Source organism: Variovorax sp. Root411 (assembly GCF_001425205.1).
Taxonomy (GTDB): Bacteria; Pseudomonadota; Gammaproteobacteria; order Burkholderiales; family Burkholderiaceae_C; genus Variovorax.
Genome location: NZ_LMDW01000008.1, coordinates 1 through 18990, shown reverse-complemented (window position 1 = coordinate 18990; position 18990 = coordinate 1). Strand labels below are relative to the sequence as shown.

The following is an 18990-nucleotide window of genomic DNA, read 5'->3' as shown; positions in this document are numbered from 1 at the left end:
CCACCGCCATGTGGCGCTGCGCTGCTACGGGGCGGGCCGGCTGCGCAGGAAGCCGTGGCGCGGCGCGATCCACCGGGCCTGGCTGTCGTCTGCTGTGGGATCGACGTCGAGGCCCGCGAGCAGCATCCGGTCTTCGACCTGCAGGAACTGGCGGGACTGCGCATCGTCCGCGCCGGGCAGCACGCGCAGCGTGGCATCGCCGAGGTCGATCTGCTCGCCCGGTGCGGGCAATGCGGTGGACGCATCGGGCCAAGCCTCGCGCAAGGCGTGCTTCGCTTCTTCGGTCGTTGCCTGCGTCGACAGGAGCCATCTCACCCGGCCGGGTGCCGCCGCGACAAGGGCCGCGAGGTGCCAGGGGCTCGCGGGCAGCGCGTCGATCAGCGCGAAATCGCCGCCCGCGACGCCCACGAAATAGCTGTGCGCCAGCGCGCCCGATGCATCCGCCTCGCCCGTGACCCGCAAGACCCGCGCCGACAGCCGCATCACCAGCCCGGCCTCGTGCGCATAGCGGCCGCCGCCTTTGCCTTCCGGATCGACGTGCCCGACTTCCTCGTAGGCCGGCTCCTCCATGTTCACCGGCCGCCGGCCCGCGGGCCCATCCGCGAGCCGGGGCATGACGCGTGGAATGTGTTTCAGGCCGCGCGCATGGGCCATGAGTTCGCCCGTGCTTGCGAACTGCGCGAGCTGTTCGAGGATGCGGCGCGTCACGTTCATCAGCTTGAGGCCTCGCGCGGGTGCCACGGCCTCGGCCGGCCGCAGCCACATGTGCTCGACCGTCTCGCGCCCGTCGGGCCGCACGCTTTGCGCCTCGGGCATCGGCGCGAGAAAGAAGCGCGTGTCGAAGCGGCGCGGCATGCCCGGCGGCGTGAGCCAGTGGGTGAAGTAGGCGAGCCGGTCGGCCGCGAGCTGCCAGCCGTGCCGGTCGCACAGCGAAATCAGCGCGTCGGTGCCTTGCTCCGCCGCGTCGCGCATGGCGGCGAGCTGCGCGGGCGGCAGGCTGTCGAGCGCCACCAGCCGGCCCGTGCCGTCGGCCGCGAACAGCACGCCGGCTTCCTCGAAGCATTCGCGGATCGCGGCCGCGTAGTAGTCGAGGCCGCCCTCCGGCACCGCGAGGCGTTCGCTCGCGGCGCTGTCGTCAAGGCCGCCGCAGTGCCCGTGCAGGCTGCGGTCGTGCGCGTCGATCACACCGCCCGGGAACACGCTGGCGCCGCTGTTCTGGTCGTCGGCCTTCTCGGCCCGCCGCAGCATCAGCACTTCGAGCCCGTGGCTGCCGTCGCGCAGGACGATGAGGGTGGCGGCCGAGCGCACGGGGCGCGGCGAAGCGGGGCGTGGCGTGGCGTCGGAGGTGCTGGCGGTCATGCTCACATTGTCGCGCCGGCGGCTGCTGCGAAGGCGACAGCACGGGCCCCTGGCTGTCGCATGAACGACCGTGAGAAACGCCATGCGCCGCGTACCTTCAATGCACATCGACTGTTGAAGGACGCACCATGCATTTCGAATTCACCCCCCGGGCGACCGCGCTGCGCGACGAGCTGCTCAAGTTCATGGACGAGTTCGTCTACCCGAACGAGAAACGCCGCGAGGAAGAGCTGGCCGCCAACGCCCGCGCCGGCCGCCCCTATGCCGAACTGCCGATGATGGCCGGCCTCAAGGCCAAGGCGCGCGAGCGCGGGCTGTGGAACCTGTTCCTGCCCGAGGCCGAGCACGGCCCCGGCCTCACCAACGTCGAGTACGCCCCGCTGTGCGAAATCATGGGCCGGCGCTACTGGTGCGCGGAAATCTTCAACTGCTCCGCACCCGACACCGGCAACATGGAAGTGCTGGCCCGCTACGGCACCAAGGCGCAGCAGGAGCGCTGGCTCACGCCGCTGCTCGCGGGCGAGATCCGCTCGTCGTTCGCGATGACCGAGCCTGAAGTGGCATCGAGCGACGCCACCAACATCCGCTGCAGCATCCGCCGCGAAGGCAATGAGTACGTCATCAACGGGCGCAAGTGGTACATCACCGGTGCGATGAATGAGCGCTGCGAGATCTTCATTCTGATGGGCAAGACCGACCCCGACAACGCCGACCGCCACAGGCAGCAGTCGATGATCCTCGTGCCGAAGAACACGCCGGGCATCACCATCGTGCGCGACATGCAGCTGCTCGGCATGTACGACCCGCCATTCGGCCACCCCGAGATCGTGTTCGACAACGTGCGCGTGCCGGTCGAGAACATCCTGCTCGGCGAAGGCCGGGGCTTCGAGATCGCGCAGGGCCGCCTCGGCCCCGGGCGAATCCACCACTGCATGCGCGCCATCGGCATGGCCGAGTCCGCGCTCGAGATGATGTGCCGGCGCCTCGTGTCGCGCACCGCCTTCCACAAACCGCTGTCGGAGCAGGGCGTGTGGCGCGAGCGCGTCGCCGAGTCGCGCATGCTCATCGAGCAGTCGCGCTGGATGGTGCTCAACGCCGCCTACCGCATGGACACCGTGGGCAACAAGGTCGCCGCGAAGGAGATCGCGATGATCAAGGTGCTCACGCCCAACAACTGCGTGAAGGTGATCGACTGGGCGATGCAGGCCTTCGGCGCGATGGGCCTGAGCCAGGACACGCTACTCACGCACTTCTACGCCTACGAGCGCCACCTGCGCGTGGCCGACGGTCCTGACGAGGTACACCGCAACGCGATTGCGAAGCAGGAGCTTGCGGCGTACCAGTAAGCAAAGGCCAGGCGCGTCAGCCTACGCGCCTGGCACGCTCCAGCATCGCGTGCAGCAGCACGTTGCAGCCGGCCGCCAGGTGGTCGGGCTGCGCGTCTTCGATCTCGTTGTGGCTGATGCCGTCCTTGCAGGGCACGAAGATCATGCCGGCCGGCGCGAGCCGCGCGGCGTAGATCGCGTCGTGGCCCGCGCCCGAGACCACGTCCATCGTCGAGTAGCCCAGCGCCTCGGTCGCGCGCCGCACGGCGTCGACGCAGTCGGGGTGGAACGGACACGGCGGGATGTACGACACGCGCTCGATGGTCACGCCCAGCCCGGTCTCGCGGCCCGTGCGCTCGATGAAAGCCAGGATCTCGGCATGCATGCGGTCGAGCAGTTCGTCGTTCACGTTGCGCAGGTCGACCGAGAACTTCACCTGCCCCGGAATCACGTTGCGGCTGTTCGGGTGCACCTGCACCATGCCGACCGTGCCGCGCCCGTACGGCTGGTAGCGCTGCGCGATGGCCACCACCTCCTGCATGATCCGCGTCGCCACCTGCAGCGCGTCGCGGCGCAGGTGCATCGGTGTTGGACCCGCATGCGCTTCCATGCCGGTGACCACGCAGTCGTACCACGAGAGGCCGAGCACCGCCGGCACCACGCCGATCACCTTTCCCGCGTCTTCCAGCACCGGGCCCTGCTCGATGTGTGCCTCGAAGTACGCGCCGATGGGGTGGTCGCCCGGCGTCTGCGAGCCGACGTAGCCGATACGCTCCAGCTCCTCGCGCACCGTCTTGCCTTCGGTGTCCTTGGCGGCATAGGCATGTTCGAGGCTGAAGGCGCCGCAGAACACGCCTGAGCCCATCATCACCGGCACGAAGCGCGAGCCTTCCTCGTTGGTCCAGAACGCGACCTCGATCGGCGCTTCGGTGCGGATGCCTTGGTCGTTCAGCGTGCGCACCACCTCCAGCGCCGAGAGCACGCCGTAGTTGCCGTCGAACTTGCCACCGGTGGGCTGCGTGTCGATGTGGCTGCCCGACACGATGGGCGGCAGCGCGGGGTTCGTGCCCTCGCGTCGCATGAAGACGTTGCCGATCTTGTCGACCGTGATCGACAGACCGGCTTCCTTGCCCCATGACACGACGAGGTCGCGCCCCTGCTTGTCGAGGTCGGTCAGCGCGAGCCGCTTGACGCCGCCCTTGGGCGTGGCGCCGATGCGGGCCAGCTCCATCAGCGAGTTCCACAGGCGCTCGCCGTTGATCGTCAGCGCCTGCTTGTCCACCGTTGCATTCATCTTGACTCCTTGGTGATTCGGTCAGCGCGCCACGGCCGTGGGCGCGTGCTGGCGCTTGAAGCGTTCGAGCGCGGTGAACATCGGCGCGAAGGGCGGGCGCTTGAGATAGCGCCCGGTGCCCGGCTCGGCGCGCAGGTCGCCGTCGCGGTAGACCCAGCGGCCGGCGCTGACGGTGTGCTTCGGCACGCCCGTCACTTCGCGCCCCTCGAAGACATTGAAGTCGCTCTTCGAGTGCTGCGTCTTCACCGACAGCGTCTTGGTGGCCTTCGGGTCCCACACCACGATGTCGGCGTCGGCGCCCGCCTGGATCACGCCCTTGCGCGGGTACAGGTTGAACAGCTGCGCCGCGTTGGTGGAGGTGACGCGCACGAACTCCGAGGGCGTGAGCCGGCCTGCATTGACGCCCGCATCCCACAGCACGGCCATGCGTTCTTCCACGCCGCCGCAGCCGTTCGGAATCTTCGTGAAGTCGTTGCGACCGGCCGCCTTCTGCTCTGCGCAGAAGGTGCAGTGGTCGGTGGCCGTGGTGTGCAGGTTGCCGCCCTGCAGGCCGCGCCACAGCATGGCCTGGTTCTCGCGCGAGCGGAAGGGCGGGCTCATCACATGGGCGGCGGCACGTGCGAAGTCGGGGTCGCGGTAGGCGCTTTCGTCGATCACGAGGTGGCCGGCCAGCACCTCGCCGTACACGCGCTGGCCGCGTGTGCGGGCGCGGGCGATGGCGTCGAGCGCTTCACCGCACGACACGTGCACCACGTAGATCGGCACGCCCAGCACGTCGGCGATGGCAATGGCGCGGTTCGCCGCCTCGGCCTCGACCATCGGCGGGCGCGACAGCGGATGGCCTTCGGGCCCGCGAATGCCCTGCGCCAGCAACTGCTGCTGCAGCATCGCGACCAGTTCGCCGTTCTCCGCGTGCACCGTGGGCATGGCACCGAGTTCCAGCGAGCGCTGGAAGCTCTTCACCAGGATCTCGTCGTCGGCCATGATCGCGTTCTTGTAGGCCATGAAGTGCTTGAAGCTGTTCACGCCGTGCTCGCGCACCAGCGTGCCCATGTCCTTGTGCACGCTGTCGTTCCACCAGGTCACGGCCACGTGAAAGCTGTAGTCGCCGGCCGACTTCTCGGCCCAGCCGCACCACATCTGGAACGCATCCATCAGCGACTGCTGCGGATCGGGGATCACGAAGTCGATGATGCTGGTGGTGCCGCCGGCCAGGCCTGCCGCCGTGCCGCTGAAGAAGTCGTCGGCCGCGACCGTGCCCATGAAGGGCAGCTGCATGTGCGTGTGCGGGTCGATGCCGCCGGGCATCACGTAGGCGCCGCCGGCGTCGATCACCTGCGCGCCGGCGGGGGCCTGCAGGCCGGTGCCGACCTGCACGATCTTGTCGCCCTCGCAGAGCACGTCGGCCCGCTGTTCGGCATCGGCGTTGACCACCGTGCCACCGCGAATGAGTACGGTCATGGCGTGGGTTCCTTTTCTAGCTGGGGTTCTTGAGCGGCGCGACCACGCCTTGCAGTTGCGGCGCGCGCGCCTTCATGAGGCCGAGGTACACCACGGCCGAGAGCACGACACCGACGAACCACGCATAGGTGTAGATCGTCTTGAAGAACTCGGGCGTCGATGGCATGGCTGCCGGAAAGGCCGCGTTGAGAAAGCCCGGAATGTTCGGCAGCACGCCCACGACGAAGGCGACCACCGCCGCCATGTTCCAGCCGTTGCCGTAGGCGTACTGGCCGTCCGCGCGGTAGAGCGCGACCACGTCGAGTTCCTTGCGGCGGATGAAGTAGTAGTCGGCAATCAGGATGCCGGCCACTGGCCCCAGCAGTGCCGAGTAGCCGATGAGCCAGGTGAAGATGTAGCCCTGCGTGGTCTCCAGCACCTTCCACGGCATCATCACGATGGCGATGCCGGCGGTGATGTAGCCGCCCTTGCGGTACGAGATCTTCTCGGGGTTGAGCGCAGAGAAGTCGTAGGCCGGGCCCACGAGGTTGGCCGCGAGGTTCACGCTCACCGTGTCGATCAGCAAAATGATGAGCGCGATCAGCACCGCCGCGCCGGTCATGCGGCTGGCCAGGTCCACCGGGTCCCACAGCGCCTTGCCGTAGATCACCACCGTGGCCGAGGTGACCATCACCGCCATCATCGCGAGCAAGCCCATCGGCGCGGGCAGGCCGATCACCTGGCCCACCACCTGGTCGCGCTGCGAACGCGAGAAGCGCGTGAAGTCGGGGATGTTCAGCGCCAGCGTGGCCCAGAAGCCCACCATGGCCGTCAGCGAAGGCCAGAACACCGCCCAGAACAGGCCGGCCTTCTTGCCGCCGGGCTCGAACTGCGAGGGCTGATCGAAGATCGGGCCGAGCCCGCCCGCGCGCTGCACGGCCCAGTAGAGCAGGGCGATGCACACGATGATCTTCAGCGGCGCGGTGTAGGTTTCGAGCCGGCGGATCGACTCGATGCCGTGCACCACGAAGTACAGCTGGATCGCCCAGAAGACCATGAAGCACACCAGCTGCGCGCCGTTGATGCCCAGCACCGGCAGCTTGTCGCCGCCCAGCGGCTGGCCCATGAGCACGCCGACCAGCGTGTAGATCATCTCGCCGCCGAACCAGGTCTGGATGCCGTACCAGCCGCAGGCCACGATGGCGCGCAGCAATGCAGGCAGCCGCGCGCCGCGCGTGCCGAAGGAGGCGCGCGCCATCACTGCGTACGGAATGCCGTATTTCGCGCCCGCATGGCCGATCAGCAGCATCGGCACCAGCACGATCGCATTGCCGAGGAACACGGTGAGCACTGCCTGGCTCCACGACATGCCGCCCTCGATCAGGCTGGCCGCCAGCGTGTAGGCGGGAATGCACATCACCATGCCCACCCACAAAGCCGCGAAGTGGTACCAGCGCCACGTTCGCTGCGCCAGGGAGGTGGGCGCCAGGTCCTCGTTCCAGAGGTTGGCCGTGGGAGTGCCGCTTTGCGATGAGGTATTCATGGGGTTGTTTTCCTGCATGGGGCTGGGACTGAAAAGGGGTCTCCCACGGGGCAGGCACGATCCGTGCCGTCCCGGCGGATCAGTGCGGGCTGCTCTCGGCGATGCGCATCGGGTTGTTCGGATGCGTGGTCCAGTTGGCGTAGTGGCCGGCCACCGGGTGGCCGGTGCGCGCGTCGACCTCGCCGGGCTTGAGCGTGCGCATCGTGAGCGCGCCGGGCACCGGGCAGATCGACACGCAGAGGTTGCAGCCCACGCACTCTTCTTCCTTCACCTCGAAGAAGCGCATGCCGTCCTTCGTCGCGCTGATGGCCTGGTGCGAGGTGTCTTCGCAGACCACGTGGCAGCGGCCGCACTGGATGCATGCGTCCTGGTGAATCACGGCCTTGTCGACGTGGTTGAGGTTGAGCTGCTGCCAGTCGGTGATGCTGCCGACGGCGCGGCCGCGCATCTGCTCGATGTTCTCGTAGCCCTTCTGGTCCATGAAGTTGGAGAGGCCGTCGCACAGGTCCTGCACGATCTTGAAGCCGTAGACCATCGCGGCGGTGCACACCTGCACCGAGCCGCTGCCCAGCGCAATGAACTCCGCCGCGTCGCGCCAGGTCGAAACCCCGCCGATGCCCGAGATGGGCAGGCCCGCCGTCAGCGGGTCGCGTGCGATCTCGGCCACCATGTGCAGCGCGATCGGCTTGGCGCCGGGGCCGCAGTAGCCGCCGTGCGAACCCATGCCGCCGGTGTTGGGGAACATGGCCATGGCATCCAAGTCCACGCCCATGATCGAGTTGATGGTGTTGATCAGGCTCACCGCGTCGGCACCGCCTTTCTTCGCGGCGCGCGCGGCGGGGCGGATGTCAGCCACGTTGGGTGTGAGCTTCACGATCACCGGCAGCTTCGAGTAGTGCTTGCACCACTCGGCCACCATCTGGATGTACTCGGGCACCTGGCCCACGGCCGCGCCCATGCCGCGCTCGCTCATGCCGTGCGGGCAGCCGAAGTTCAGCTCCAGGCCGTCGCAGCCGGTGTCTTCCACCATCGGCAGGATGTTCTTCCACGACTCCTCGGTGCACGGCACCATCACCGAGGCCACCAGCGCGCGGTCGGGCCAGTTGCGCTTGACGCGCGTCATCTCCTCGAGGTTGGTGCGAAGCGGCCGATCGGAAATCAGCTCGATGTTGTTGAAGCCTGTCACGCGGCGGTCGGCTGCGTACGACACCGCGTAGCGCGGGCCATGCACGTTGACCACGTTCGGGTCTTCGCCCACGGTCTTCCAGACTACGCCGCCCCAGCCGGCCTCGAAGGCGCGCACCACGTTGATCTCCTTGTCGGTCGGTGGCGCGGAAGCGAGCCAGAAAGGGTTGGGGCTGCGGATGCCCACGAAGTCGGTGCTCAGGTCTGCCATGAAATGCTCCTGTCGCGGCTTGGCGCGCGATGCTGGATGAATGGGGGTGAGGGGGGAGAAGGCGCTCAGGCGCCGCGCAGGTGCCGGTCGATGGACAGCGCGGCCTGCTTGCCGTCTTCCACCGCCTCGACCGTGAGGTCGCGCCCGCCGAAGCGCGCGTCGCCGCCGGCCCAGACCTTGGGCCGCGAGCTGCGGCATTCGGCATCGGTGCTGATGCGCCCGCCCTGCAGCTGCACGCCGCTGTCTTCCAGCGCGGTCGCGACAAAGCTCTGGCCAATGGCGCACAGCACCATGTCGGCCTGCAGCGCCAGGTCTTCGCCGGTCTCGACCAGCCTGCCCTCGACCAGCGCGGTGCGTGCGAAGTCGATGCCGCGCAGCACGCCGCCCTTGGCGCGCAACGCCTTCGGCGCGGCCCAGTGAACGATGCGCACGCCGTTCTCCTTGGCCCAGCTCTGCTCGTCGGCCGAGGCGCCCATGGCCTCCGCGCCACGGCGGTAGACGATGCTCACGTCTTCCGCGCCGAGCTTGCGCGACTGAACGGCCGCATCCACCGCGGTCATGCCGCCGCCGATCACCACCACGTGGCGGCCGATGGCCACGTCGGCCGGCGAGGCGGCCTGGCGCAGCTCGGCGATGAAGTCCACCGCATCGCGCACGCCGGCCTGTTCGCCCAGGCCCAGTGCGTTCACGCCGGCCAGGCCGAGGCCGAGGAACACCGCGTCGTACTCGGCGGCGAGCTTGTCGAGATGCAGCTCGCGGCCCAGCGCCTGGTTGTTGCGCACCTCGATGCCGCCGACCGACAGCAGCCATTCGATCTCGCGCTGCGCGAAGCCGTCCACCGTCTTGTAGCTGGCCAGGCCGTATTCGTTGAGCCCGCCGAGCTTGGGGCGCGCATCGAACAGCGTCACCTGGTGGCCCAGCACCGCGAGCCGGTGCGCGCAGGCCAGGCCCGCGGGGCCCGCGCCGACGATGGCCACGCGCCGGCCGGTGTCGGCGGCGCGCACGAACAGCGGTGCGCCGGGCGCGTCGAAGAAGGCGTCGGTCGCGTGGCGCTGCAGCAGGCCGATCTCCACCGGCTTGCTCTCGTTGGTGTTGCGCACGCAGGCCTGCTCGCACAGCACCTCGGTGGGGCAGACGCGGGCGCACATGCCGCCCAGCGGGTTCGCTTCGAGGATGGCGCGCGCCGAGCCGCGCAGGTTGCCGTCGGCGATGCGGCGGATGAAGGTCGGGATGTCGATGCCCGTGGGGCAGGCCGTCTGGCAGGGCGCGTCGTAGCAGTAGTAGCAGCGCTCGGCCTCGATGTTGGCCTGCACCACGTTCAACGGAGGGTGGGCGTCGCAGAAGTTCCTGGCGTACTGCTCGGGTTGGAGGCGGCCCGCGCGTACATCGGGTGCGGCGGCGGGAGCGACGGGGTTCATCGTGCTGCTCATGGGCGTTCAGGCTCCAGGATCGTGGTGGGGATCTGCTGCGACACGAGGGAGCTAGCCCTCGTAAAGTTTGACCAAGTGGTCGAATGTCGCGATGATTCAGCAAACGAAGGGTGCCGCCCATACACAGTTGGCAATGCAGGCGAGAAAGTGTTTTGCCGCAGCCGGCCGTGCCGTTTGGTGCACTGCCCAGTACAGTTTTCAAGGGAAAACCCTTGATCGTGCCGTCCATGCGTTCCGAAGGAGCCACCGCGATGCAGAGTTCACACGGCAGCGCCTCGGCGCTGCTCAAGCCGGCGCAGGCCGGTGCCGGATGGATGCAGGGTTTGATGGGCGAGATGGGCGAGGCCGTTCCCGGCCTCGGGCTGGCCCAGCGCCTCGTGGTGGGCGTGGAACTGCGCGTCACCGACGGGCGGCTCGCGCCGGGCACCAAGATGCCATCGGTGCGCGCGCTGGCGGGTAAGCTGGGCATCAGCACCTTCACCGTGACCGAGTCGTACAGCGCGCTGCGTGCACGCTCCGTGCTGGCCTCGCGGCCGGGCAGCGGCTACTACGTGCTGCATCGGCCGGCGCGCGCGGCCGGCGAGGCCGATGGGGTCCCGCGCATCGCCGAGCTGCCATCGGGCCACGACAGGCCGCTGCCGGCCGAATACCGCGGCGACGAACTGGTGCGCGAGGCCATGCGCCGCGTGGCCCGTGCCGCGCCCGAATGGGACGGCGGCGCGCGCCCCAGCTTCGGCCTGCCCCGGCTGCGCGAACTGATCGCCAGGCGCCATCGCGCCGAGCTGCCCGCCTTGGGCCCGCAGCAGGTGATGACGGCCGCCGGCAGCCTCGGTGCCTCGATGTGCCTGCTGCAGGCCTGGACCGCGCCCGGCGATGCGGTGCTGGTCGAGTCGCCCGCCTCGCGCCAACTGCGCAACCTGATCGGCACGCTGGGCCGGCGCGTGCTCGAAGTGCCGCGGCGCGGCAGTTGCCTCGACATCGCCGCGCTCGACAGGCTCGCCGCCCTGTTGCCTTCGGCGAGCCGGCAGCGCCTGCTGTTCGTCTCGACGGCCGTCTCCAATCCGCTCGGCGTCTGCATGAGCCCGCAGGGCGCGCACCAGGCGCTGCAGGCGGCCGAGCGGCACGACCTGCGCGTGATCGAACTCGACACCTGGCGCGGGCTGTCACCGTTGCAGGCGCCGAGCCTGGCGGCGATGGACGGGCTTCAGCGCGTCGCGCAGATCGGCGGCGTGTCGACCACGCTGTCGGCCAAGCTGCGGCTCGCGCACGTGCTGTTGCCGCAGCACTGGACCGACGATGCCGCGCTGCGCTGCCTGCACACGACGCTGGGCCCCAGCGAATTCGAGGAGCGCGTGGCCTGCGAAGTGCTGGCCGACGCGGGCTATCCGCGCTTCCTGCAGAAGCTCAACACGGCGCTGAAGATCGCGGGCGAGCGCACCCTGTCCTTGCTGACCGGCGCGGGCCTGCAGGCGCTGTGCGCGCCCGATGGCGGGCCTTTTCTCTGCGCGGGCTGGCCGCCCGGCAGCGAGCCGAGGCCGTCGGTCGAGGCGGTGCTGCAGGAGGCGCGCAAGCAGGGCCTGCCGCTGGCCGCCGCATCCGACTTCGGCGGCACGCCGCAGCCCTTTGCGTGGTACCGCTTCAACGTCGCGCACTGCGGCGACGAACGCCTGGTGCGCTTTCTCGCGCGGATGAGGAACCCATGAGCGCTGCCGCCCCGCGTACGGTGGTGCGCATGCCGGCCGTCAAGCGCCAGGCGCGCCGGCAGAACCTCGAAAGCGCCATCCTCGCCGTGGCGCAGGAGCGCTTCGCGCTGCATGGCTACAGCGGCGTTTCGGTGGACGACATCGCGGCCGATGCGGGTCTCTCGAAGCAGAGCCTGCTCTACTACTTTCCCTCGAAGAAGGCGCTGTACCGGCGCGTCTTCAACGACGTGCTCGACTCGTGGCTGTCGAACCTCAACAGCCTGGCCGATGCCGACCTCGATCCGCATGCGGCGCTGGAACGCTACATCACGCAGAAGCTGCAGTTTTCGTATGACTACCCTTCGGGCTCGCGCCTGTTCGCACAGGAAATTATCTCGCAGGCCCCGCAATGTGCCGACGACATCGAAGCCAAGCTGGTGCCAGCGTTCCGCGCCGAGGCCGCGGTGCTGCACCGCTGGATGGCGAACGGCGACGTGGACCCGCTGCCCGTGCCGCACCTGCTGTTCACGCTGTGGGCGATGACGCAGACCTATGCCGATTTCGCCTGGCAGATGCGCATGCTGCTCGGCAAGAAGGCGCTGGAGCCGGAGGACTTCGAGCAGGCGCGCGAAACCATCATGCGGATGCTCGAAGGCGCGCTGGGGTTGAAGAAGAAGCGCGGGCCGGCAGGCTAGCGGGTCTCGCGATCCTCATGGAGGCGGCGCGCTTCGGGCCCCTAGACCGGCGCTTCCCACGCGAAGCCCACGCCGTACACCGACCGTATCCAGTCGTGCCCGGGCGTCACCGCGCCGAGCTTGCGGCGCAGGTTCTTCACGTGGCTGTCGATGGCGCGTTCCGTCACGTCCACCGTGTCGTCGTAGGCCAGCTCCAGCAGGCGGGCGCGCGAGAAGATGCGCCCCGGATGCCGTGACAGCACCTGCAGCAGCCCGAATTCGCGCCGCGTGAGGTTCAGCGGCGTGCCTTCGAGCGACGCGCGCCAGTGCACGTCGTCGAGCACCAGCCCCGGTGCCTCGCTCTGCGACGCCGAGCCCTGCAGGCTTGGTGCGGTGCGCCGCAGCACGGCGCGCACGCGCGCCACCAGTTCGCGCGGCGAGAAAGGCTTGCACACGTAGTCGTCGGCGCCCAGCTCCAGGCCCAGCAGCCGGTCGACCTCCTCGATGCGCGCGGTCAGCATGATGATCGGGTGCGCCGTGTGCTCGCGCGCACGGCGCAGCACCTCGATGCCGTCGAGCCGCGGCAGCATGATGTCGAGCAGCGTGAGGTCGGGCGGGGTGGCGACGATGCTTTCCAGCGCGCTCAGCCCGTCGGTGAAGTGTTCGGTTTCGTAGCCCGCGTGGCGCAGGTAGTCCTGTACCACCGAGGCGATGTCGATTTCGTCTTCGACAATGACGATGCGTGTCATGACGGTGCAGCCAATGGAAGTGTGATGGTCACGCGCAGCCCGCCGAGCGGCGAGGCCGATGCGTCGATGGTGCCGCCGTGCGCCTCGATGGTCGCGCGGCAGATCGAGAGGCCGAGCCCGGAGCCGCCGTGTTCGCGGCTGCGCGAACTCTCGCCGCGGAACAGGCGGTCGAACAGGCGCGGCAGTTCGTTTTCGGGCACGCCGGGCGCGCTGTCGTCGAACAGCAGGGTGAGGCAGTTGCCGGTCCATGCGCCTTCGACCGTGACATCGACGCGCAGCGTGCCGCCGTCGTTGGTATAGGCCAGCGTGTTCTCCAGCAGGTTCATGAAAACCTGGTGCAGCCGGTGCGCGTCGCCGTTGATGGTCGGCTGCGCGGAGGCGCCGATGAGGTCGATGGCGCGCCGGTCCACCGCGATGGCGCGCTTGGCGAAGCGGTCGCGCGTGTGGTCGAGCGCTTCCTTCAGCAGCGACAGCGGGAACACCGTGGTCGTGAGCAGGTCGCTCTGCGGTTCGCGCATGCTGCTGCGCAGGTCGTCGACCAGCTGGCCGAGGCGGATCACCTGCCGGTGCAGCCGCAGCGCCGTGCGTTCGTCGAAGGTGCGCACGCCGTCCTGCAGCGCCTCGATCTCCGCGCGCATGGCCGCCAGCGGCGTGCGCAGCTCGTGCGCCGCGTCGGCCAGCCAGGCGCGACGAGAAGCCTCCATGGTGTCGAGGCGCTGCGCCATGTCGTTGAAGGTCTTGCCGAGCAGCGCCAGCTCGTCCGAGCCTTGCACCGCGACGCGGGTGGAGAGCCGCCCGCGCGCCAGGTCCTGCGCGGCCTGCGTGAGCTCGTCGATGGGCCTGAACCAGCGGCGCGCCAGCAGCCACGACAGCAGCAGCGCGAAGCCGAGGCCGCACAGGCCGGTGAGCACGATCACGCCCGACTGCCGCGCGACGAAGGCGCGGTCGGCTTCGCTCTCGAGGCCCCGCACCGGCGTGAGCGCGAGGTAGCCGATGACGGTGCGGTCGCGCCGGATCGGCGTGCGCGCGGCGTTTTCCAGGTCGACGTTGGCGCCCACCACGCGCGCGCCGTGCGCGTCGAGCACGGCCAGCCGCTGGAAGATGGAGTCCGGCATCTCGCGCAGATCGGGAAAGAGCCACGGCGGCGGCATGGCCGGCCCCCGGCGCGGCAACAGGTCGAGTTGCTGCGGCGGCTGCGAGGGCGGCAGGGGCGGTGGGCTGCCGTCGGCGCCGTTGTCGGGCGGGGGATCGCCGCGCATGGCGCGGTGTTCGTACCAGGGCGGCAACCGCCGCTCGTCGCCGTTGCCGTTGCCGGTGGTCGCGCCGTCGAGCACGGCGGCCAGCCGGCCCATCTGAAGGCGGCGCCAGGCGTCGTCGTTGTCGTGCAAGCTCTTCCAGTCGCCGTGGGCGACGTAGTGCTTCAGCAGCAGCTGCGAGAGCCAGTCCATGCGCCGGATCTCGATCTCGGCCACATAGGAGCCCAGGCCGCGCTGCAGCGCAATGATCGACAGGCCCGCGAAGCTGATCAGCAGCACGATCAACAAGGCGGCCAGCGCCAGGAAGATCTTTCTGGAAAGGGTCAGGTGAGGCATGGGCTCGGGGAAGGCATGGCGGCATTCTGCGGCATGCACCGCGGGCAGGCGTTGGGGGGCTTCATGGGCAAGCGGCCGATCATCGCGGCCGAATGTGGAGGAAATTGGGAGAGATGTTCTCCCACATTTCTCCTGGATCGAGTCGCACGATGCAGCCATGAGCCCTCACATGGACCTGCCGCTGCTGCTGGCGATCACGGTGTTTTTCTGGCTGGTCACCCAGGCATGGACGCTGCTCGTCTTCTGGGCGGAAGAACGCGCCACGCGGCCCTCGGCGCCGGCCGCGAGCGAGTTTCTCTGCACGCCGATGCCCTTGTGCCGGCGCGCGCGAGTGCGCGATACGCCGGACAACGCGGACGGCAGTCCGCCGCCTCAGGCCGGCCGCTCCGCGAAGCAGAAGCCCACGCCATAGACCGAGCGGATCCAGTCGTGCGACGGCACGGCGTCCGCGAGCTTCTTGCGCAGGTTCTTGATGTGGCCGTCGACCGCGCGCTCGTTCACGTCGAACGCTTCCGCAAACGCGGCTTCGAGCAGCTTGGAGCGCGTGAACACGCGGCCGGGGTCGCGCGAGAGCGCACGCAACAGCAGCAGCTCGCGGCGCGTCAGCCTCAGCGCGCGCCCCTCCAGGCAGACGTTGCCGCGCGGGTCGTCGAAGCGCACCGCGACCGAAGGCCGGGCGACTTCGCGCCACTGCGCGTGCCGGCGCAGCACCGTGTGGATGCGCGCCACCACCTCGCGCGGCGAGAAGGGCTTGCAGACATAGTCGTCGGCGCCCAGGTCGAGCGCCAGCAGCCGGTCGGCCTCCTGCGCGCGCGCCGTCAGCATGATGATCGGGTGGTTGCCGTGCGAGCGCACCTTCTCCAGCACCTGGATGCCGTCGATGCGCGGCAGCACCACTTCGAGCAGGGTCAGCGCCGGCGGCGCGCTCAGGATGCGCTCCAGCGCCGCCGCGCCGTCTTCGATCTGCTCGACCTCGTGGCCTGCGCCCTGCAGGTGGCCGAGCAGCAGCGGCGCGCTGTCGCGACCGTCTTCCACCAGCAGGATGCGGCTCATGGTCCGGCCCCTGGCGCTCAGAAGGAGGTTCCGATCTGGAACTGGAAGCGCTGCGTGCGGTCGGCCGCGATGCTGTTGGCGGTGTCGGCCTTCTGGTAGAGCAGCGGCACCGCATAGGCCAGCCGCAGCGGGCCCAGCGGCGAGATCCAGCTGATGCCGATGCCGGTCGATGCGCGGATGCGGTTCTGCGCCTTCCACTGCGCGTCCGTCATGCTGGCGGTGCGGTCGGCGAACACGTTGCCCGCGTCGAGGAAGGTGTAGAGCCGCAGCGTGCGGTCGTTGCCCGCGCCCGGGAACGGCGTGCTGAACTCCATGTTGAAAATCGCCTTGCGCGTGCCGCCGAGCGAACCGCCCGTGACTGCATCGGTCGGGCCGAGCGAGTTCTGCTCGAAGCCGCGGATCGAGCCGAGCCCGCCGGCATAGAAGTTCTTGAAGATGGGGTAGGCGCTGTCGCCCAGCGCCCGCGCATAGCCGAGCTGGCCGTTGATGGCCAGCGTGTACTGCTTCGACAGCGGGAAGTACTGCTGGTACTGGTAGTTGGTCTTCAGGTAGCGCAGCTCGCTGCCCACGCCCATTTCGAGGCTGGCGCTCTGCAGCTTGCCGCGCGTGGGAACCAGCGCGCTGTCGCGGTCGTCGCGCGACCAGCCCAGCGTGGCCGGAATGCCCACCACGCTCGAATTGGTGCAGGTCACGCTCGGCACGGTGCCCGTGCACTTGAAGTAGTCGAGGTAGGCCTGCGGCGTGGCGGTGTACACGTACGAGCCATTCACCAGCGTGTAGCTGCCGTTGGTGCCGGGCGTGAACGAATAGCGCTCCACGCCGATGCCGAGGTACACCGTGTCCTGCTCGCCCACCGGGAAGCCGAAGCGCATGGAGCCGCCATCGCTCGCGAGCTTGTAGTTGCCGTCGGCCTCGTAGTAGGGCCGCGTGGTGGTGTGGAACACGTTGATCGTGCGCGAGATGCCGTCCTTGGTGAAGTACGGGTCGGTCGCAGTGAGCGAGATGGTGCGGTTGTACGAGCTCGTGTTTACGTTCAGCCCCAGGTAGTTGCCGCTGCCGAAGACGTTCTCCTGCGTGATGCCGAAATTCAGCGAGACCTTGTCGGTGGACGAGTAGCCCGCGCCCAGCTGCAGCGAGCCGGTCGGCTTCTCGGTCACGTTCACCGCCAGGTCGACCTGGTCCGGCGAGCCGGGCACGTCGACGGTGTCGACGTTCACCTCGGTGAAGAAGCCCAGGCGGTCGATGCGGTCGCGCGAGGCGCGGATCTTGTTGCCGTCGTACCAGGCGCCTTCGTACTGGCGGAACTCGCGGCGGATCACCTCGTCGCGCGTCTTCGCGTTGCCGCCGATGTTGATGCGCCGCACGTACGCGCGCCGCGAGGCCTCGGCCTTCAGCACCAGCGTGACGCGGTCGTTCGTGCGGTCGATTTCGGGTTCGGCCTTCACGCGCGCGAAGGCGTAGCCGAAGGTGCCGAAGTAGTCGGTGAAAGCCTTGGTGGTGGCGGCCACGTCCTCGCCGTTGTAGGGTGCGCCGGGACGGATGGTCACCAGCGTCTTGAACTCGTCCTCGTGGCCCATGTAGTCGCCCGCGAGCTTCACGCCGGCCACCACGAACTTCTCGCCTTCGGTGATGTTGATCGTGAGGGTGAGCGTCTGCCGGTCGGGCGAGATGGCGACCTGCGTCGACTCGATGCGGAACTCCAGGTAGCCGCGCGTGATGTAGTACGAGCGCAGCGTCTCCAGGTCGCCGTTGAACTTGGTGCGCGAGTACTGGTTCGACTTGGTGTACCAGGCGAGCCAGCCTCCGCTGTCCTGGTCGAACAGGTCGAGCAGCGTGCTTTCGCTGAAGGCCTTGTTGCCGACCACGTGCACTTCCTTGATGCGCGCGGACTCGCCTTCGGTCACCGTGAAGGTCAGGTTCACGCGGTTGTTCTCCAGCGGCGTGACGGTGGTGACGACCTGCGCGTTGTAGAGGCTGCGGCTGATGTACTGCCGCTTGAGCTCCTGCTCGGCGCGGTCGGCCAGTGCCTTGTCGTAGGCCTGGCCTTCGGCGAGGCCCACCTCGCGCAGCGCCTTCTGTAGCGCGGCCTTGTCGAACTCCTTGGTGCCCACGAAGTCGACGTCGGCGATCGAGGGGCGCTCTTCCACGATCACCACCAGCACGCTGCCGTTGACGTCGATGCGCACGTCCTTGAAGAGGCCGAGCTTGAACAGCTCGCGGATGGCGGCGCTGCCGCGTTCGTCGCTGTAGGTGTCGCCGGTGCGCAGGCCCATGGTGGCGAAGACGGTGCCGGGTTCGACGCGCTGCAGGCCTTCGAGGCGGATGTCCTTGACGGTGAACGGTTCGACGGCCCAGGCGGGAAAGGCGGCAAGTGAGGCAAGCAGCGCGGATGCCGCTGCGAGGGACTTCGGTAAGTGCATCGCCGCATGGTCCTTGCCAATGTCGGAGAAATTTGGGACTTTTCTCCGGCTGCCCCGGGATGCTCGGGGTCTTTACCTTACTGCAATCCCATGGCGTTTGTGGACCACGCCGGTGCGGCAGCAGTGTCGGCGGCCTGGCTGGTTTTTTCGCGGCAGTTCTGCAGATGGTCTTCGAGCGACAGGCTGCCTTGAATCTCCAGCAGGCGCTCCACCGTGCGGTCGATGCCTTCGGCATCGAGCAATCGGCAGGTGCGCGCGGTGCGGCCGTTGTTGCGCACCAGGCGCGCGATGTAGGGCAGGTCGTGCTGCGTGATGACGGCTGCCGGCATGACGCCCTCGAGCTCGATGCCTTCGCACGGCAGCAGCACGAAGTACTGCAGCCGCAGGTCGTCGGGCAACAGGCTGCGCAGCTGCGTGGTCTTGCGCCCGCCCTGCCACGCGGGGTCTTTCACCTCGCGCGCGCTCTTGCAGCCGTTCAGGCGCAGGAACCAGCGCGGCGGGGACTGGTCCGATTTCTTGCGGTAGACGAAGGCATTGCGCCAGGCCTTGATCTCGAACAGGTAGATGCCGGTCTCGCAGACCAGCACGGCGTCGATGCGCGCAGTGCGCACCGCATGTCCCTCGGGCATCGGGATGATGAGGTTGCGAAGAATGCGCAGGTGGGAAAAGGCAGGGCTGAATGCGCTGGCGAGTTGCTGCACGCCCAGCGAGGTGGCGATGGTGCTTTGCAAGGCAATGGTCATGGAGGACTCCTTCGGCCACCGAGCATCGCGTGGCTTTGGGGAGACTTCTTGTGCGAGGTGTTTCCTTCGGTGGCGCGGGTGCCCGCCGGCGGTGTGCAGGCAAACAACATTCCGTGCAAAGCAGGAGGCATTCACAAGATTCCTCCGAATTTGAACGAGACGATGCGTGCCGGCTGCTCGATGGAGAGCCGCTGAAACTGGAGAACCCTGAATGAAGAAAACCCTCACGGCATTCGCTGCCCTGGCCGTCTGCGGGCTGGCCTCTGCCCAATCGTCCGTCACGTTGTTCG

15 protein-coding genes are annotated in these 18990 nt (G+C 68.6%); 4 read left to right on the top strand and 11 right to left on the bottom strand.

All coding sequences use genetic code 11. The annotated features are described in order from the left end of the window. Nucleotides 1–24 precede the first annotated feature (24 nt). On the bottom strand, nt 25–1359 hold the full coding sequence (locus ASC92_RS10730; RefSeq protein ID WP_056514537.1) for an NUDIX hydrolase: 1335 nt from the start codon (nt 1357–1359) through the stop codon (nt 25–27). Nucleotides 1360–1487: 128 nt separating this feature from the next. On the opposite strand from ASC92_RS10730, the gene ASC92_RS10725 reads away from it, so the two are divergent. Continuing rightward, nucleotides 1488–2705: an acyl-CoA dehydrogenase family protein gene (locus ASC92_RS10725; RefSeq protein WP_056514533.1), complete on the top strand. Its 1218-nt coding sequence runs from the start codon at nt 1488–1490 to the stop codon at nt 2703–2705. A 16-nt stretch (nt 2706–2721) separates the two neighbouring features. Here the strand turns inward: ASC92_RS10725 and ASC92_RS10720 are convergent, their stop codons facing one another. The 5 genes from ASC92_RS10720 to ASC92_RS10700 all read right to left on the bottom strand — a co-directional run bounded on the left by ASC92_RS10720 (nt 2722) and on the right by ASC92_RS10700 (nt 9775). Then, nucleotides 2722–3978 (bottom strand): Zn-dependent hydrolase, encoded by a 1257-nt coding sequence (locus ASC92_RS10720; RefSeq protein ID WP_056514530.1) that lies wholly within the window; start codon nt 3976–3978, stop codon nt 2722–2724. A 21-nt stretch (nt 3979–3999) separates the two neighbouring features. Next, nucleotides 4000–5439: a dihydropyrimidinase gene (gene hydA / locus ASC92_RS10715; protein WP_056514528.1), complete on the bottom strand. Its 1440-nt coding sequence runs from the start codon at nt 5437–5439 to the stop codon at nt 4000–4002. 16 nt (nt 5440–5455) lie between these two features. Continuing rightward, the gene (locus ASC92_RS10710; RefSeq protein ID WP_056514525.1) at nt 5456–6961 is read right to left on the bottom strand and encodes an NCS1 family nucleobase:cation symporter-1; all 1506 of its coding nucleotides are present in this window, start codon (nt 6959–6961) and stop codon (nt 5456–5458) included. Nucleotides 6962–7040: 79 nt separating this feature from the next. Next, nucleotides 7041–8357 (bottom strand): NAD-dependent dihydropyrimidine dehydrogenase subunit PreA, encoded by a 1317-nt coding sequence (gene preA / locus ASC92_RS10705; protein ID WP_056514522.1) that lies wholly within the window; start codon nt 8355–8357, stop codon nt 7041–7043. A 65-nt stretch (nt 8358–8422) separates the two neighbouring features. Beyond that, complete coding sequence (locus tag ASC92_RS10700) at nt 8423–9775, bottom strand: NAD(P)-dependent oxidoreductase (protein ID WP_056514560.1); 1353 nt, start codon at nt 9773–9775, stop codon at nt 8423–8425. 263 nt (nt 9776–10038) lie between these two features. Between ASC92_RS10700 and ASC92_RS10695 the strand changes: the two genes are divergently transcribed. Together ASC92_RS10695 and ASC92_RS10690 are read left to right on the top strand one after the other, a co-directional pair. Next, complete coding sequence (locus ASC92_RS10695; RefSeq protein ID WP_056514518.1) at nt 10039–11490, top strand: PLP-dependent aminotransferase family protein; 1452 nt, start codon at nt 10039–10041, stop codon at nt 11488–11490. Then, nucleotides 11487–12164, top strand: coding sequence for a TetR family transcriptional regulator C-terminal domain-containing protein (locus ASC92_RS10690; protein WP_056514515.1), 678 nt, complete (start codon nt 11487–11489; stop codon nt 12162–12164). Before ASC92_RS10695 ends, ASC92_RS10690 begins: the two co-directional genes overlap by 4 nt. 41 nt (nt 12165–12205) lie before the next feature. Here the strand turns inward: ASC92_RS10690 and ASC92_RS10685 are convergent, their stop codons facing one another. Both ASC92_RS10685 and ASC92_RS10680 read right to left on the bottom strand, forming a co-directional pair. Continuing rightward, complete coding sequence (locus ASC92_RS10685; protein ID WP_056514511.1) at nt 12206–12892, bottom strand: response regulator; 687 nt, start codon at nt 12890–12892, stop codon at nt 12206–12208. Continuing rightward, entirely contained in the window at nt 12889–14484 is a 1596-nt protein-coding gene (locus ASC92_RS10680; protein ID WP_056514557.1) for an ATP-binding protein, read from the bottom strand. Before ASC92_RS10680 ends, ASC92_RS10685 begins: the two co-directional genes overlap by 4 nt. A 157-nt stretch (nt 14485–14641) precedes the next feature. Between ASC92_RS10680 and ASC92_RS10675 the strand changes: the two genes are divergently transcribed. Then, entirely contained in the window at nt 14642–14896 is a 255-nt protein-coding gene (locus ASC92_RS10675; protein ID WP_157609034.1) for a hypothetical protein, read from the top strand. Here ASC92_RS10675 and ASC92_RS10670 read toward each other — a convergent pair. The 3 genes from ASC92_RS10670 to ASC92_RS10660 all read right to left on the bottom strand — a co-directional run bounded on the left by ASC92_RS10670 (nt 14857) and on the right by ASC92_RS10660 (nt 18700). Next, nucleotides 14857–15537, bottom strand: a complete 681-nt coding sequence (locus ASC92_RS10670) for a response regulator transcription factor (protein ID WP_056514504.1) — start codon at nt 15535–15537, stop codon at nt 14857–14859. The two genes, ASC92_RS10675 and ASC92_RS10670, sit on opposite strands and share 40 nt — an antisense overlap. Nucleotides 15538–15554: 17 nt before the next feature. Beyond that, entirely contained in the window at nt 15555–17957 is a 2403-nt protein-coding gene (gene bamA, locus ASC92_RS10665; protein WP_056514501.1) for an outer membrane protein assembly factor BamA, read from the bottom strand. 77 nt (nt 17958–18034) lie between these two features. Then, the gene (locus ASC92_RS10660; RefSeq protein WP_056514498.1) at nt 18035–18700 is read right to left on the bottom strand and encodes a nuclease-related domain-containing protein; all 666 of its coding nucleotides are present in this window, start codon (nt 18698–18700) and stop codon (nt 18035–18037) included. Between the last annotated feature and the right edge of the window lie 290 nt (nt 18701–18990).

Excerpts from the sequence above, each read along its gene's own strand:
- ASC92_RS10730 (WP_056514537.1), bottom strand. The coding sequence starts at position 1,359 with ATGACCGCCAGCACCTCCGACGCCACGCCACGCCCCGCTTCGCCGCGC.
- ASC92_RS10725 (WP_056514533.1), top strand. The coding sequence starts at position 1,488 with ATGCATTTCGAATTCACCCCCCGGGCGACCGCGCTGCGCGACGAGCTG.
- ASC92_RS10720 (WP_056514530.1), bottom strand. The coding sequence starts at position 3,978 with ATGAATGCAACGGTGGACAAGCAGGCGCTGACGATCAACGGCGAGCGC.
- hydA (WP_056514528.1), bottom strand. The coding sequence starts at position 5,439 with ATGACCGTACTCATTCGCGGTGGCACGGTGGTCAACGCCGATGCCGAA.
- ASC92_RS10710 (WP_056514525.1), bottom strand. The coding sequence starts at position 6,961 with ATGAATACCTCATCGCAAAGCGGCACTCCCACGGCCAACCTCTGGAAC.
- preA (WP_056514522.1), bottom strand. The coding sequence starts at position 8,357 with ATGGCAGACCTGAGCACCGACTTCGTGGGCATCCGCAGCCCCAACCCT.
- ASC92_RS10700 (WP_056514560.1), bottom strand. The coding sequence starts at position 9,775 with ATGAACCCCGTCGCTCCCGCCGCCGCACCCGATGTACGCGCGGGCCGC.
- ASC92_RS10695 (WP_056514518.1), top strand. The coding sequence starts at position 10,039 with ATGCAGAGTTCACACGGCAGCGCCTCGGCGCTGCTCAAGCCGGCGCAG.
- ASC92_RS10690 (WP_056514515.1), top strand. The coding sequence starts at position 11,487 with ATGAGCGCTGCCGCCCCGCGTACGGTGGTGCGCATGCCGGCCGTCAAG.
- ASC92_RS10685 (WP_056514511.1), bottom strand. The coding sequence starts at position 12,892 with ATGACACGCATCGTCATTGTCGAAGACGAAATCGACATCGCCTCGGTG.
- ASC92_RS10680 (WP_056514557.1), bottom strand. The coding sequence starts at position 14,484 with ATGCCTCACCTGACCCTTTCCAGAAAGATCTTCCTGGCGCTGGCCGCC.
- ASC92_RS10675 (WP_157609034.1), top strand. The coding sequence starts at position 14,642 with ATGAGCCCTCACATGGACCTGCCGCTGCTGCTGGCGATCACGGTGTTT.
- ASC92_RS10670 (WP_056514504.1), bottom strand. The coding sequence starts at position 15,537 with ATGAGCCGCATCCTGCTGGTGGAAGACGGTCGCGACAGCGCGCCGCTG.
- bamA (WP_056514501.1), bottom strand. The coding sequence starts at position 17,957 with ATGCACTTACCGAAGTCCCTCGCAGCGGCATCCGCGCTGCTTGCCTCA.
- ASC92_RS10660 (WP_056514498.1), bottom strand. The coding sequence starts at position 18,700 with ATGACCATTGCCTTGCAAAGCACCATCGCCACCTCGCTGGGCGTGCAG.